General features: G+C 60.7%; 12 protein-coding genes. 5 read left to right on the top strand and 7 right to left on the bottom strand.

From position 1 onward, the window contains the following. Positions 1 to 103 precede the first annotated feature (103 nt). The 3 genes from J3P92_RS13435 to J3P92_RS13425 form a co-directional block, all read right to left on the bottom strand. Positions 104 to 1114, bottom strand: coding sequence for a hypothetical protein (locus tag J3P92_RS13435; protein WP_434605817.1), 1011 nt, complete (start codon positions 1112 to 1114; stop codon positions 104 to 106). Positions 1115 to 1232: 118 nt separating this feature from the next. After that, entirely contained in the window at positions 1233 to 1904 is a 672-nt protein-coding gene (locus tag J3P92_RS13430; protein WP_434605815.1) for a GntR family transcriptional regulator, read from the bottom strand. Between the two features lie 91 nt (positions 1905 to 1995). Beyond that, complete coding sequence (locus J3P92_RS13425; RefSeq protein ID WP_434605813.1) at positions 1996 to 3162, bottom strand: MFS transporter; 1167 nt, start codon at positions 3160 to 3162, stop codon at positions 1996 to 1998. Positions 3163 to 3295: 133 nt separating this feature from the next. Here J3P92_RS13425 and J3P92_RS13420 point away from each other — a divergent pair, with 133 nt between their 5' ends. Beyond that, positions 3296 to 4711 carry a PLP-dependent aminotransferase family protein gene (locus J3P92_RS13420; RefSeq protein ID WP_434647483.1) on the top strand — a complete coding sequence of 472 codons (1416 nt, stop codon included), beginning with the start codon at positions 3296 to 3298 and terminating at the stop codon, positions 4709 to 4711. A gap of 75 nt (positions 4712 to 4786) precedes the next feature. Beyond that, positions 4787 to 6928 (top strand): TonB-dependent siderophore receptor, encoded by a 2142-nt coding sequence (locus J3P92_RS13415; RefSeq protein ID WP_434647481.1) that lies wholly within the window; start codon positions 4787 to 4789, stop codon positions 6926 to 6928. A gap of 52 nt (positions 6929 to 6980) precedes the next feature. Here J3P92_RS13415 and J3P92_RS13410 read toward each other — a convergent pair whose 3' ends face one another. After that, positions 6981 to 7715, bottom strand: coding sequence for an SDR family NAD(P)-dependent oxidoreductase (locus tag J3P92_RS13410; protein ID WP_420763873.1), 735 nt, complete (start codon positions 7713 to 7715; stop codon positions 6981 to 6983). A 309-nt stretch (positions 7716 to 8024) separates the two neighbouring features. Beyond that, positions 8025 to 8231, bottom strand: coding sequence for a tautomerase family protein (locus J3P92_RS13405; RefSeq protein WP_030140737.1), 207 nt, complete (start codon positions 8229 to 8231; stop codon positions 8025 to 8027). A 127-nt stretch (positions 8232 to 8358) separates the two neighbouring features. Here J3P92_RS13405 and J3P92_RS13400 point away from each other — a divergent pair, with 127 nt between their 5' ends. Then, entirely contained in the window at positions 8359 to 9282 is a 924-nt protein-coding gene (locus tag J3P92_RS13400; protein WP_434647479.1) for a LysR substrate-binding domain-containing protein, read from the top strand. Between the two features lie 203 nt (positions 9283 to 9485). Here J3P92_RS13400 and J3P92_RS13395 read toward each other — a convergent pair whose 3' ends face one another. Both J3P92_RS13395 and J3P92_RS13390 read right to left on the bottom strand, forming a co-directional pair. Further along, positions 9486 to 9914 (bottom strand): nuclear transport factor 2 family protein, encoded by a 429-nt coding sequence (locus J3P92_RS13395; protein ID WP_420763875.1) that lies wholly within the window; start codon positions 9912 to 9914, stop codon positions 9486 to 9488. 160 nt (positions 9915 to 10074) lie between these two features. Beyond that, positions 10075 to 10971, bottom strand: a complete 897-nt coding sequence (locus J3P92_RS13390) for a LysR substrate-binding domain-containing protein (protein ID WP_420763876.1) — start codon at positions 10969 to 10971, stop codon at positions 10075 to 10077. Between the two features lie 96 nt (positions 10972 to 11067). Between J3P92_RS13390 and J3P92_RS13385 the strand changes: the two genes are divergently transcribed. Together J3P92_RS13385 and J3P92_RS13380 are read left to right on the top strand one after the other, a co-directional pair. Then, positions 11068 to 12342: a glucarate dehydratase family protein gene (locus tag J3P92_RS13385; protein WP_434558906.1), complete on the top strand. Its 1275-nt coding sequence runs from the start codon at positions 11068 to 11070 to the stop codon at positions 12340 to 12342. Positions 12343 to 12704: 362 nt separating this feature from the next. After that, positions 12705 to 13889 carry a porin gene (locus tag J3P92_RS13380; RefSeq protein WP_434558904.1) on the top strand — a complete coding sequence of 395 codons (1185 nt, stop codon included), beginning with the start codon at positions 12705 to 12707 and terminating at the stop codon, positions 13887 to 13889. The last annotated feature ends 172 nt before the right edge of the window (positions 13890 to 14061 follow it).

Here is a 14061-nt window from a genome sequence, read left to right as displayed (position 1 = left end):
AGTGGACACAAGCGTGGCGCGCGCCGGGGGGTGGCGGCTTGATGGTTTTAGTTGTCGGTGATGACGAAATCGGCATAGTGTGCGAGACGAGGCCGAACCGTCATCAACTGCGTGCGTTTGTCCATCGCCATTCGGTATGGCTTGTATCGATATTGATAGACTCGAGCTTCTCCGCCACATAGCGCAAGCAGGCTCCTCCGTCGGGTTTGTAGTGTCCGGAGGCATCGTTGACCATCGCTAGGACATTTTGCATACGGTGTTCCTTGACCCTGAACTCTCCCGCGCAAATGACCGGTCTGCCGCTTCCAAGTTGACTGTGTCTTAAATACTCCGATGGTTTGGCATGTTCCCAGCGCTTATAAATTATCGATCCCTCAGGCGTATATACCCATGTATAGCTGTTGGATTCGCTGTTTGGGGCAAGGAGTTCGCTTGTTTGACCTTTCAGTTGATTACCGATCAACTTGCCGTTCCAGACGCCGAGCAGTTGACCCACCCCTTCTAGTTGTGCCGGGTTGTAACAGCGCCAGCGGGTCAAGTCACTGATATACGGCATCCAGCGTATTGGATACGTCTGAGCGCTCAGATCTAAGGGGCGACGATCGGAGTTCGTCCAGTTGGAGAAATCCACGATGCCTGACCATACCGGGCGAAGATGCGGTGATTTGTTAAAAATCCACGTATCTATTTTATTCATTGCGTTGGTGTAGATATCGTTGGCGGTAATCAGTAGTGACTCGAGTTCCCAGGCATCCGAGATGATCGGGTGCGGCACAGGCGCTTGATAGAACGTCAGGCCGCGAATGTCCGATAGCGAAATGCTCGACCTGCCAAACATCCTTTGGATATCAATCGAAATGTGAATCGTCTGACCGACTCTCGGGGCTTCGATGTAAGTCTGTAACTCGTTGTACGGTCCCATTGATATCAATAGTGTGTCGTCGGTTCCCGCGTAGTAAGTATTCTTTATCTGCGCCGTGACAGTCAGCGTGTCGATGATGGGCTGATTGAACGCTGAGACGATTGTATCTGGGGTGATGTTTGACGCTGCGACGGACGAAGCTGCGTCGCTTTGATTGAATGAGCTCATGCTCAACCGGTGCTGATTAGACATATGCCGTCCCTGGCAAAAGTAGGTGCGCGAGAGCCTAACAAATCAGGCGCAAGTTGCAACGGGCGCTTTGTTTCTATGTTTTTGGAATAGGCCAATGCGGGAAATAAGGCAATCGTGATCAGTGACCGGAAGGCAAGAACTCGAACAGCGTCCTGCAGACCCCGGCGATATGTTCGTCCAGCAGTTTCACCGCGCGCTCCACGTCACCGGCGCGGCAGGCGTCGAGGATTTCGCGGTGCTCATGGTCGGCGCGATCCTTACCGGCCGACAGGCTCATCTGCATGCGCAGGTAACGTTCGAGTTTGTCGTGGACCGAGCGGATCAGGCTCACCATGAAGGGCCGTTGCGCCGGTTCATAGAGGCAGGCGTGCAACTGCCAGTTCAGCTCGGCCCAGCGGCCGACGTCGTCCTCGCCGATGAACTCCCGGCAGATGCTTTCGGCACGGGCGAAGGTCGCGTCGGTCATGTTGGGGATCGCCAGGCGCAGCACCTTGTCCTCCAGCAACATCCGCACCTCGAACATCTGCGCCAGTTCCGCCTCGGAGATCCGCGTAACCATCGCCCCGCGATTGCGCTGGAACATCACCAGGCCCTCGGCTTCCAGGCGCTTGAGCGCTTCGCGCACGGGGATCTTGCTGACGTTGAATTGCCGGGCGATGTCGTCCTGGCGAATCGGCTCGTCCTCGGCGAAAAGCCCGGCCACGATAGCGTCGCGCAAGTGGCGGGTAATGATTTCCGAGGTGGACGGGGTGTTGCCCAGGTCGGGCAGGTTGAATTTGGATAAAGTCACGGCGACGGTCGTTTGGCTGAGGTGGGGATATGGTATACGACCTGCCTGCCGTGATGTCGAGCGACGTTGGCCATTGTGGCGAAGGGTTTATTCAGCCGTGGGAGGGTTGGGTGATGAAAGCCTGCGTCCGGACGATGCGCAACCCGGTGATCGTTGCGCCTGCCAGCAACGCCAGGCCAAACACCGTCAACGCGACATCAGCGCCGAAATGGTCAGCCATCCAACCCGTCACCACGACCGGAATGCTGAACCCGACATAGGCGAAGAGGAAGAAACCGGCGCTGACTCGGGCTTTTTGCGTACCGGCCATGGCCGTGATCGCCGACAGTCCGCCGAGGTAAAGAAAGCCATAGCACGCACTGCTGGCCCCCAGTGCGCCGAGCAGCACGGCGGCCAGCGAACCCTGGCTCGCGCCCCAGGCGAGCAGCGCATAGCTCAAAGGCAAGACGAGCAGCCCCAATCCGGTGGCCCTGGCCGGCTGCATGCGTTTCACCCAAGGCTGGAAGATCAGCCCGCAACTGATCACGGTGAAGGTCGACAGGCCGGACCAGCGCTGCAAGTCATGGGCCGCGAGCACCGAAGGCAGGATGGCGATCACCAGCCCGGAAGTCGCCCAGGCCAGCAGCATGGAGAAGCTGTAGGGCAGGCTGCCAGCAGGGAACAACGGCAGGCGCAACAGCGGCGCGTGCCTGATTTTCGGGGCTGGGTCCGGCAGTCGCGCGACCACGACGATCGCCAGGGCGGCCAACGCCAACTGCACCCAGAAACTGCCTGGCGTAACGCTGTGATGGACGAACAGGAAAAGGCTGGTCAACGCCGCGCCCAATCCAAAACCCAGAGAGGTGCTGGCGGTGACCCGGTTGGCCGGCGACCGGGCATCGCCGGTCGGCATCAATTCCACCATGTAGGCCGTGGAAGTCGCCGAGGCCAACCCGGTGCCGACGCCCATCATCAGGCGCGCCACGCCCAGCGCTATCAGGTTGGGCCAGATCGAGGTGATGACCGTTGCCAGCATCGACAGGCCAAGCGCCACCAGGATCAACGGTTTGCGGCCCATCCGGTCGGCCAGTCCGCCGAACGCCAGCAGCACGGGCAACACGCCGAGCACATAACCGGAAAACGCCACCGCCGTGGCGCCTGCGCCGTAACCGGAAAGCTGCGCATAGGTGGTGTACAGCGGCGCCTGCAGGTTGACCGCCAGGGTGATCAGGCACAGACCAAAGGCCAGGCCCCATGAATGTCGTTGCTGTGCGTCCAAGAGAGATCCTGCAAAAGTGTGAGCCTGGGCGGACTATCACCGCCGGACAGCAGGCAAACAAGGAACAGACGGGGGGCTTTTATGTTTAACTGTTTGCTCGAAATTCAAGAACACTTAGCCGAGACGCCGCGCCATGGACCTGAACATCGATCGCAACGCCAGGGGAAGCGTGGTCCGGCAACTGGTTGCCAGCCTAGCCGCGTGGATCGATACCCATGGCATCCGCCCCGGTGCGCGAATGCCTTCGATCCGCCAGTTGGCGACGGAAAACGGCTTGAGCCTGTCGAGCGTGATCAAGGCATATGACCAACTGGTCGCCAGCGGCGTATTGGAATCGCGGCATGGTTCGGGTTTTTTCGTGGCCCAGCAGTTACCCCAGGCGCTGGCGGCGCAGATCGAGGATGAGGCGATATCCTGGCCGCTGTTCGACAACGAATCGACCCAGCTCAAGCTGGGTTGCGGCTGGCTGCCGGACGCGTGGCGCGATGACACCGACCTGGGCCAGGCGATCCGGCAGGTGGTGCGCAGTGACAATAAAGCGCTGTTCAATTACAGCACGCCGTTGGGCTCGGCTGATCTGCGCCTGCAAATCCAGAAGCGCCTGGGCCTGATCGACATTCACGTCGATCCTCGCCAGATCATCACCACCCAAGGCGCTAGCCATGGCTTGGACCTGTTGGTGCGCACGCTGCTCAAGCCCGGTGACCTGGTGTTGGTGGAGAGCCCTGGCTATTACAACCTGTTCAACCTGCTGAAGCTGCATGGAGTCAGGACCCTGGCGGTGCCGAGAACCGCCCATGGTCCGGATATCGCCCGGCTGGAGCAGTTGCTCAAAGCGCACAAGCCCACGTATTTCTTCATCAACAGCATGTACCAGAACCCCACCGGCACCAGCCTGGCGCCGAGCGTGGCCTATCGCCTGTTGCAACTGGCGACGCTGCACGACTTTCGCCTCATCGAGGATGATATCTACGCCGATTTCCAGAACGGCCCGACGTCGCGCCTGGCCTCCCTCGATGCCCTGGACCGGGTGATCTACCTGGCGAGTTTTTCCAAGACCTTGTCCAGCTCGTTGCGCATCGGCTACGTCGTCGCCCAGCCTGAAATCATCCAGCGCCTGGCGCAGGTCAAGATGGTGACCGGTATTGGTTGTTCATTGCTGACGGAAAACGTCGTGGCGACGCTGTTGGCGAACGGGGCGTATCGCAAGCTGATCCAGCGCCTTCGCGGGCGCCTGAACAAGCAGATGGCGAGCACGTTGCGTCAGCTTGACGCGACGCACTGGGAAGTGTTTGCCGAGCCAAGTGGCGGGCTGTTCGTGTGGGCGCGGCCTCGTCTTGTGCCGGCCGAGCGGGTGCGACAGATCGCCAAGCAGCTGCAGGTCCAGTTGTCCCAAGGGTCGTCGTTCCTGCCAGAGGGGGGTGCCTGCGACTGGTTGCGGCTGAACGTTGCGTTCACCCAGGATGCCCGGGCCCAGGCGTTTCTCAGGCAAATTCGACAAGTTTCCACAGCTGGAACGGGGGTACTAATGGGAATAGATGTCAAATAGGAATGAGTTGCTGTATCTTTCGCGACACATTCTTGTCGCCCTTGAGGCGGCGTCTTTCATTAGGATTGTGTGTCGATGCGTCGGATACTCGTTTCACTGTGTGTGCTCCAAGCTTATTCCATCTCCTCCTGGGCAGAAGAGCCCGTTTCCACGGACAAGGCGCCGCTGGAGTTGCAAGCCACCGACATTGTCGGCACCTCGGACTTCGAGACTGCACAAGGCCCGGTAAAGGGCTACCACGCCACCCGTTCCGCCAGCGCCACGCGTACCGACACCGCTATCCACGAAACCCCGCAGTCGATTTCTGTCGTGTCCCGCGATGTGGTCGAAGACCTCAGCGCCACGCGCCTGCAAGATGCCCTCGATTACGCTGGGGGCGTCGGCAGGGGGAACAATTTCGGCGGCCAGGGCCTGACCACGTTTACCGTGCGTGGCTTTACCACGGGCGAGTTCTACCGCAACGGCTTCCCGATCAATCGGGGTTACCCGAACATGCCCGATGCCAACACCATCGAGCGTCTGGAAGTGCTGCGTGGGCCGGCGTCCATGCTGTATGGGCGTGGCGATCCCGGCGGCACCTTCAACGTAGTGTCCAAGCAACCATTGGCCGAGCGCACGGTGACCCTGGGCAGTCAGATCAGCGATCAGGGAATGCGTCGCGGCACTTTGGATGCGTCCGGCCCGTTGGATGACGAAGGCCGCCTGGCTTATCGCTTGAATGTGGTGGGCGAGGGCGGCGATACGTTCCGCGATCATGTCGAGACCGAACGTTATGGCATCGCCCCTGTGGTCACTTGGCAGGTCAACGACACCACGCGCCTGACCTTCGAAGGCGACTTCATGCGCAACAATGCGCCGCTGGACCGTGGCCTGACGCATTACGCAGGCCAGCGTGGCACCGCGTCCCGCGATACCTTCTTCGGCGAAAAAGACGTCGGCAAGTTGCACAACGACAACAACATGCTGCAGGTGCGTTTCGAGCACATGCTCAACGACGACTGGACCCTGGCCGGTGGCACCCAGTGGCTCGACGGCACGTTGCAGGGCAACGCTGTCGAAGGCAACGGCATCGCCGCCGATGGGCGCACCCTGGGGCGCAACTTCAACTACCGCAAGCTGGAATGGACCGACCGCGATACCCAGCTCAACCTCACCGGGCACTTCTCCACGGGAGGGTTCGAACATACGCTGCTGACGGGTGTTGAATACGAAGACTACAGCTACGAATCCATCATCCAGCGTTCCGCCAATGGCCTTGGCGCCTACCCGATCGACATCTTCGATCCGGTCTATGGCCAGCCGCGCCCGGCCTTGACCCGCACCCCAACCGACGACCAGGAAAATCTCAAGACCTTCGGCGTGTTTGTCCAGGACCAGGTGGCGCTGACCGAGCGGCTGAAGGTGCTGGCGGGGGCGCGTTTCGAGCGGTTTGAGCATGAGTATGAAAGCTTTGTGCCCCAAGCACGCCCCGGCAGCCGCAACTGGGAGGTTACCGACAATGCGGTCACCCCACGCCTAGGCGTGATCTATGACCTGACCGACACGGTGGCGGTCTATGCCAACACCGCGCGCTCGTTCAAACCCAACAACGGCGCGAGCCGCGAGGGTGGCGGGTTCAAGCCGGAAGAGGGTAAGTCCTATGAAATGGGCGTTAAGTGGGAAGCGCTGGATCGCCAGTTGAGCGTCGATGCGGCGGTCTATCAGATCGAAAAACGCAACGTGCAGACGCCCGATCCGTTGGATTCGACCTTCAACGTCGCCGCTGGCGAAGTGCGCAGCCGTGGTTTCGACTTGAACGTGGCGGGCAACCTGACACCGGAGTGGCGCGTCATCGGCGGCTACGCCTATGTGGACGCCGAAGTGACCAAGGACGAGAACATCCCCACCGGTACTCGGCTGCTCAACGTACCGAAAAACACCGTCAGCCTGTTGAACGTCTATGAATTCCAGGACGGTGGCTTGAAGGGGCTAGGCCTGGGCCTGGGCGCCAGGTATGTGGATGAGCGGGCCGGCAACACCGCCGCCACCACCTTCACCATGGACGACTACACGGTGGTCGACCTGCTCGGCTACTACAAGGTCAACGAGCGCATTCGCCTCAACCTGGACCTGAAGAACCTGTTCGACGCCGATTACGAAGAGGGCGCGTTTGGTGGCGTCTACGCCTATCCGGGCGCACCGCGGACGGTGCAGGCGGGCATCTCTTACACGCTGTAGGTTCGAGCTAAAGAAAAACCCCGAAGGTTTCTGCCTTCGGGGTTTTTGTTTTTCACCATTTGCCGGTGCTCATGCCGCCGTCCACCGGCAGGACCGCGCCAGTCGTGAAGTCGGCACCCGCCAGGTACAACACGGCTTCGGCGATCTCTTCGATGGTGCCCACCCGACCGGCCGGCGCCAGGTTGTTGAGGAAGTCGCGGTGCGCCGGGTCATGCATCGGCGTGTCGATGATACCGGGCGCCACGGCGTTGACCTTGATGTTGAAAGGCGACAACTCCAGGGCCAGGGCGCGGGTCATCTGGTTGACGCCGCCCTTGATCAACACTGGCAGTGCTGCCGGCACCTGGATGTTCGGTTGCAAGGCCACCGAGGCGGAAATGTTGATGATGAAACCCTGCTGGCGACCGATCATGTGCGCGGCTGCGGCCTGGCTGGCGTAGACGAGCCCTTTGAGATTGGTGTCCAGCAGCGATTCCAGGTCCTGCGGGCTGTATTCGACAAAGGGTTTGGGCAGGAAAAAACCGGCGTTGTTGACCAGCCCATCAACCGCGCCAAACGCCGCGATGGCTTTGCCGACCAGGGCGGTAGAGGTCGCCGGATCGGCAATGTCTCCGGCCACGCCGATGAAGCTCGCTGGATGGCCCAACTGGCCGGCCGCATCGTCCAGGCCCGACTGGGAACGGGCATTGCCCACTACGTTATAGCCGCGAGCCAGGAACGCCTTGACCAAGCCAAGGCCAATGCCGCTGGACGCGCCGGTGATGATGACGGTTTTCTGATTGCTCATGATGTTGACTCCTGATCACGTTGAGTAGGAACCGCTGCGCCTGTCTGGGCGTTGGTTGTGATCAGGGTATTGATGCGCTTGGGTTTGATAAATGGGGGTTCTGGTACTTGAGTTGATACTTGGTGTAATCAATCAATCGAACCTACGCTACACCCTGTGGGAGCGAGCTTGCTCGCGATGGCATTAGATCAATCACATGTGGGCTGGCTGACCCGCCGCTATCGCGAGCAAGCTCGCTCCCACAGGGATAGCGACTCGGCAGGCAGAAAAAAGCCCGGTCATTCGGACCGGGCTCGGTAGGGCGAAGCCTTACTCCTTGGGTTTGCTTCGATACTCCGTCGTCGTCATGCCGGCATAACCCCAGTTATCGGTGTCGACTTCCTCGATCACGATATGGGTCAGGTGCGGGTCCTTGCCCAACACACGCTGCAGGGTTTCGGTGATTTCGCTAATCACCTGGGCTTTCTGTTCGCGGGTAACGCCGTCGCGGGTGATACGTACATTGACGAAAGGCATGCTGCACTCCAGTTGACGAGAATAGGCGCGGGAAGATCCAGCGCAATCGAGGGACCACTGTATTTATACGCCACGGCCTGATAAACAGGCATCGGGAATCTTCAGTTGATACGCGGTGTAATGAATCATGAAGCGGCACTTCGAAGACTTGCAGTTGGGCAGCATCGAGCTTTTCTGTCTGGCGGCGGAGGCGGGCAGTTTCACGGCGGCGGCGCAGGTGGCGGGCGTGACCCCAGCGGCGGTGAGCCGCTCGATTTTTCGGTTGGAAGAGCGTCTGGGTTCCCGCCTGTTTGTGCGCACCACCCGCAGCATCCGCCTGACCGACGCCGGCAGGACTTTTTTCGAGCAATGCCGTCAGGCATTGACGCAATTGGTCGAGGCGCAACAGGAAGTCATGGGGGCGCAATCCGTGCCATCCGGGCAACTGCGCATCAGTGTGCCGACGACTTACGGCCATCACCGCATCCTGCCACTGCTGCCGGCGTTTCGCGCGCAATACCCGCAAGTCACCGTTGATGTCCACTTGAGCAACCGCAACATCGATTTTGTCGCCGAAGGTTATGACCTCGCCATCCGTGTTCGGGCCCAGCCGGACTCCTCGATGATCGCCCGGTTGCTGGAAGACGCGAAACTGGCGGTGGTCGCGTCCCCGGATTACTTGCGCAGGGTAGGCACGCCGCAAACGCTGGAAGACCTGGAGTTGCACGAGTGCATCCAATTCGAGCTGCCCAGCAGTGGTCGTCGTATCTCTTGGTTGTTCAACGTCGAGGGCAAGGAGAAGGAAGTGTTCGGGCAGGGTGGGTATTGCTGTTCCGACGACGTGTTGGGCGGGGTAACGCTGGCCAAGCATGGCGCCGGGCTGTTCCAGACCTATCGATTCATCGTTGAAACAGAGTTGGCGGACGGGCAATTGGTGGAAGTGCTGACACCGTTCGCGGGGCGTTCGCGCCCGTTCACGTTGCTGTATCCCCATGGCCGATATGTGCCGCAGCGGGTGCGGGCGTTTGTGGATTTTCTGTTGCAGTACCGGGAGCAGTGGGCCGCGACTTGAGGTGATTGTGATCTGTGGCGAGGGGATTTATCCCCGCTGGGCTGCGAAGCAGTCATCGCTCAGACTGCTCGGTGTGCCAGATTGAACACCCGCCGCTGTTGGGGCTGCTGCGCAGCCCAGCGGGGATAAATCCCCTCGCCACAATGGATCACCATACGCTCAAATGATGCGTTTGCCGCAGAGATTCCCGGCCCAGCCTTTTATCAGAACCGGAATGCCTGACGACCAATCAGCAGCCATTTGCCGTTCTGTTTTTGCCAAATCTGGAAGTTTTCGATTTCGGTCGGGACCACTTCGGTGCCCTTGAGCGCCTGGGCAGAGAAGTGGTTGCGTACCAGGGCCACGTCGCCAGAAAGGGTGATTTTCTGATTTTTCATTTCCAGGGTCTTGAATGCGCTCTTGCCGGTTTCGATGTCGGCGATGAAGGCTTTTTTGTCCTGGATATTGCCGCTGGAGTGGCCGTAGGTCAGGTTCTCGGCGGCAAGGGCCTGGAGTTGGGGGATGTCTTTGTGAAGCATGGCCTGGGTCAGGTGGTCTACAGCTTCGGCCACCTCTTTTTCGGCCGGTGCGGCGGCTGCGACGTAGCCGCTGAAGAGGCAAACGAAACCGATCAGCAATGATGCTTTTTTCATGGGTTTTTTCCTTGTTTTTGTAAGTATCGGGAATTCGAGCGTCTAGTGCTCGTCGGTCATCGTACAACGTGTCACGGTAGACTGGAATAGGGCACGGCCAACGTGGGGAGGGAGCAAGCGTCCTCGCCACAAGGGCACACGGTATTGATCCGCGATTTGCCTACAGTCCCTCCCGAACCGCCCCTCGAATCCCCTCCAGCAACATCGTAAACGCCGGGTTGTCGTTATCCTCCCGCCAAACCAGATGCAGCTCACTTTGCACCCCTTCACCCAGATCGATCTCGCGAAACACCACCTGCCTGAACGCCACGCTGGTCGCGCAACGCGGCACCAGTGCCAGGCCCATGCCGGCGTTGACCAGCGCCAGGATGGTCAGCGAAGACCCCAGCCATTGCACGAACTGCGGGGCGACACGGGCCGAGCGCAGCATGCCGGTGAGCAGTTCGTTGAAGGGCGGGTAGGCGGAGTGGGCGTACATCAGGAACGGCTGTCCATCCAGGTCCTGCACGCTGACAGACTCGGCGTTGGCCAGCGGGTGGCCCGCAGGCACGGCCAGGACAAACGGCTCGCGCACCAGGCACTCAGTGGCGTAGCCGGTTTCCAGCAGCGGCGAGCGGACGATGCCCAGGTCGATGCGCCGGGCGCGCAGGGCTTCGTGTTGTTGGTAGGTGTTCATTTCCGACAGGACGATCTTCACCTGCGGTTGCTTGAGCCGCGCTTCGGCGATCACCTTTGGCAGGAATTCATACACCGCGCTGCCGACGAAGCTGATGGTGACCGAACCGATATGGCCCTGGGCAAAGCGCTTGGCGGCCACTGCGGCCTGCTGCGCCTGTTGCAACAGGTTCTGCGCCTCGATGAAGAACGCCCGGCCGGCGGCGGTGAGGGCGACGCTGCGGGTGCTGCGGGTGAACAGTTCGACGCCCAGGTGATGCTCCAGCAATTGGATCTGCCGGCTCAAGGGTGGTTGGGTCATGTTCAGGCGTTCGGCGGCGCGACGGAAGTTGAGTTCGGTCGCCACGGTGGTGAAGCAGCGCAGTTGGGCCAGCTCAAACATTGATTCAATCCTGGTATCAATCAAGTGCCAGGTTAGATTAGACGGGAACAATCAGCGGCGTCCATCATCGACGCGCACACCTTCCGGAGCCGCTGCATGAAAATCAAACGCGTCACCGTCACCCCCATCGCTTTCCGCGACCCACCGCTGCTTAACGCCAGCGGCATCCATGAGCCCTTTGCGCTGCGCTCGATCATCGAGATCGAAAGCGACAACGGCTACATCGGCCTCGGCGAGAGCTACGGCGATGCGCCGGCCCTGGCGATCCAGCAACAGGTCCAGGACCAACTGGTCGGCATGGACCCGTTCAACCTCAACCAGTTGCGGGCCATCGTTCAGGCCACCGTGGCGGCCCACAAGCCGGCCAGCGTTGCCGGGGCGGAACTGGCGCCGGGCTCCCATGCGAGCAAAGCGGTGAGCAATGCCTATTCGGCCTTCGAGGTGGCTTGCCTGGACTTGCAGGCGCATTACCTGAACGTGCCGCTGGTGGACCTGTTGGGCGGTGCGATTCGCGATGAAGTGCCGTTCAGCGCATACCTGTTTTTCAAATATGCCGAGCACATCGACTCGCCATATCCTGCGGACAACTGGGGCGAAGCGCTGAACGAGCAGCAGATCGTCGCCCAGGCACGGCGGATGATCGAGGAATACGGGTTCAAAAGCATCAAGCTCAAGGCCGGCGCCCTGGAGCCGGAGCATGAAGTGGCCTGCATCAAGGCGTTGAAAAAAGCGTTTCCTGGCTTTCCGCTGCGCATCGATCCCAACGGCAACTGGTCGCTGGAAACCTCGATCCGCATGGCTGAGCTGCTAGGGGACGACCTTCAGTATTACGAAGACCCGACGCCTGGCCTGGAGGGCATGGCCGAGCTGCACAAGCGCACTGGCCTGCCGCTGGCGACCAACATGGTGGTCACCGATTTTGACGAGTTCCGCCGAAGCGTGGCCCAGGACAGCGTGCAGATCGTCCTGGCCGACCACCATTATTGGGGCGGGCTGCGGGACACCCAGGTACTGGCGAAAATGTGCGACACCTTTGGCCTGGGGGTTTCCATGCATTCCAATTCGCACTTGGGCATCAGCCTCATGGCCATGGCCCACGTGGCGGCTTCGGTGCCGAACCTGGATTACGCCTGCGACACGCATTACCCATGGCAGGAACCGGATGAAGAAGTGATCAAGGGTGGCAAGCTTCCGTTTGTCGACGGCTGCGTGAAGATCACCCGGGCGCCGGGCCTGGGGTTGGAGCTTGACCGCGATCAACTGGGCAAGCTGCACGAGCAGTTCCTCAGCTGCGGCATTCGTCAGCGCGATGACGTGCGGCAGATGCGCCGTTATCGGCCGGATTGGAAGACCGTCAAGCCGAGGTTCTGAGCTGAAGGCGAGGGGGCCTGCTGCGCAAGCCAGCGGGAGCAAGCTCCCTCGCCACGGGATCACCTTGTATTCGGGAACGAAGTCGTACTCGGCTTTGTGGCGAGGGAGCTTGCTCCCGCTGGGCTGCGCAGCAGCCCCAAACCAGACGACTCGGTACCACTGCACAACGAGTTGATCCTACCCACCCACCGGCCCACACCCAAAGTACCGCGCCCGGCGGCATCCGGGTCTTACACACAAACTGCCGCGCCGGGCCTGCGCTGCCAAAGCAGCCGCCAATCACTTCCAAGGCAGCGTATGACGCGCCCGGGTGCCTTTCGATAATCGCCTCCGACATCCCGTCCCCTGTTGCGGAGCGCGCCATGCACAACAATAAAAATACCTGCCTGCGTTTTTTGCCTGCGGTCATCGCAGGCCTCTCGACCCTCGCCCCGATGCCTTGGGCCCACGCCGAAATCATGCTGTACGACAAGGACCAGACGACCTTTTCCACCGACGGCTACATCAACGCTTTCTACGTCAACAGCGACGTGGACCGTGCCGGCGAACAGTTCGACCGCCGCCAGTCGCGGGTCAAGATGGGCTTCTTGCCCAACTACCTGGGCTTCAACATGGGCAAGCAGGTCGATGACCTCAAGCTCGGCGCCCGGGCGTCGTTCTGGGTGACCATCAACGACAGCGAAACCAACGGCACCGACACTGCCATCGACGTGCGCCAGTTCTACGGCACCGTCGCCAACCCGGAGTGGGGCGAAGTGCTGATCGGCAAGGACTTCGGCCTGTTCGCCCGTTCCAACATCCTGCTCGATGAGCTGCTGGCCGGTTATGGCCAGGTCAGCGACACCTTGGGGCTGGTGGACGGCGGCGGCGTCTCGTTCGGCAATATCGGCAGCGGTTATCCGTACCCGTTCCCGACGTCGCAAATCACCTATCGCACCCCCGTGATGGACGGGTTGCGCGTGGCGGTGGGCATCATGGACCCGGTGGACACCAACGACAGCAGCGCCACCGGCAAGGCCTACCAGGAGAACCCTCGCACAGAGAGCGAGGTTACTTATCAGTTCGACCTGGGCGCAGCGAAGATCTACAGCTGGCTGAACGGCAGCTACCAGACTTCCGACAACACCGACTCCAGCGTCGAGTCGGTCACGTCCAAAGGTTTGGGTTATGGGGTGCAGGCGAAGATGGGTGGGCTGTCGCTCACCGGCTCGGGGTTTCAGGCCAAGGGTATCAACCCGTTCTTCACAAACAATGCCGGCGAGGCCACGTTGCGCAATGTCGACAGCAAGGGCTACCTCTTGCAGGGCTCCTACAAGCTGGGCAAGAACCGCCTGGCGCTGTCCTATGGCAAGACCGAGGACGACGGAAACGGCGTGGTCGGCAGCGGCGCCGACTATGAGACTCGCGGTGTCGCGCTGTTCCACGACATCAACGATAACCTCAAGCTCGTCGCCGAATACAACCAGTTCGAAATCAACGGCCATGACACCAGCGCGCAGAACGAAGACACCGATACCTTCGCGGTGGGGGCGGTGTTGACCTGGTAAGGACTACTCAACCCCGGGCGAGGGAGCAAGCTCCCTCGCCACAGAAGCGATCCACGTCAACAAGGTTTTCTTGGCGGCCCCAACCGTGCGCATCGCGGCTGGGGCCGCCACGGTTCTCATCCCATGGAAGCGTCCATCCGCTACCCAAGTAGCATTCGTGGGCCGGGCGTCG

This window comes from Pseudomonas sp. D3-27 (assembly GCF_051132165.1).
Taxonomy (GTDB): Bacteria; Pseudomonadota; Gammaproteobacteria; order Pseudomonadales; family Pseudomonadaceae; genus Aquipseudomonas.
The sequence above is the reverse complement of the archived record's forward strand: the minus strand, read 5'-3'. Positions and strand labels throughout refer to the sequence as shown.

What these genes read in the sequence shown, in the direction of transcription:
- J3P92_RS13395 (WP_420763875.1), bottom strand. Translation starts at nt 9,914, where the DNA reads ATGAAAAAAGCATCATTGCTGATCGGTTTCGTTTGCCTCTTCAGCGGC.
- J3P92_RS13400 (WP_434647479.1), top strand. Translation starts at nt 8,359, where the DNA reads ATGAAGCGGCACTTCGAAGACTTGCAGTTGGGCAGCATCGAGCTTTTC.
- J3P92_RS13380 (WP_434558904.1), top strand. Translation starts at nt 12,705, where the DNA reads ATGCACAACAATAAAAATACCTGCCTGCGTTTTTTGCCTGCGGTCATC.
- J3P92_RS13435 (WP_434605817.1), bottom strand. Translation starts at nt 1,114, where the DNA reads ATGTCTAATCAGCACCGGTTGAGCATGAGCTCATTCAATCAAAGCGAC.
- J3P92_RS13390 (WP_420763876.1), bottom strand. Translation starts at nt 10,971, where the DNA reads ATGTTTGAGCTGGCCCAACTGCGCTGCTTCACCACCGTGGCGACCGAA.
- J3P92_RS13410 (WP_420763873.1), bottom strand. Translation starts at nt 7,715, where the DNA reads ATGAGCAATCAGAAAACCGTCATCATCACCGGCGCGTCCAGCGGCATT.
- J3P92_RS13405 (WP_030140737.1), bottom strand. Translation starts at nt 8,231, where the DNA reads ATGCCTTTCGTCAATGTACGTATCACCCGCGACGGCGTTACCCGCGAA.
- J3P92_RS13385 (WP_434558906.1), top strand. Translation starts at nt 11,068, where the DNA reads ATGAAAATCAAACGCGTCACCGTCACCCCCATCGCTTTCCGCGACCCA.
- J3P92_RS13420 (WP_434647483.1), top strand. Translation starts at nt 3,296, where the DNA reads ATGGACCTGAACATCGATCGCAACGCCAGGGGAAGCGTGGTCCGGCAA.
- J3P92_RS13415 (WP_434647481.1), top strand. Translation starts at nt 4,787, where the DNA reads ATGCGTCGGATACTCGTTTCACTGTGTGTGCTCCAAGCTTATTCCATC.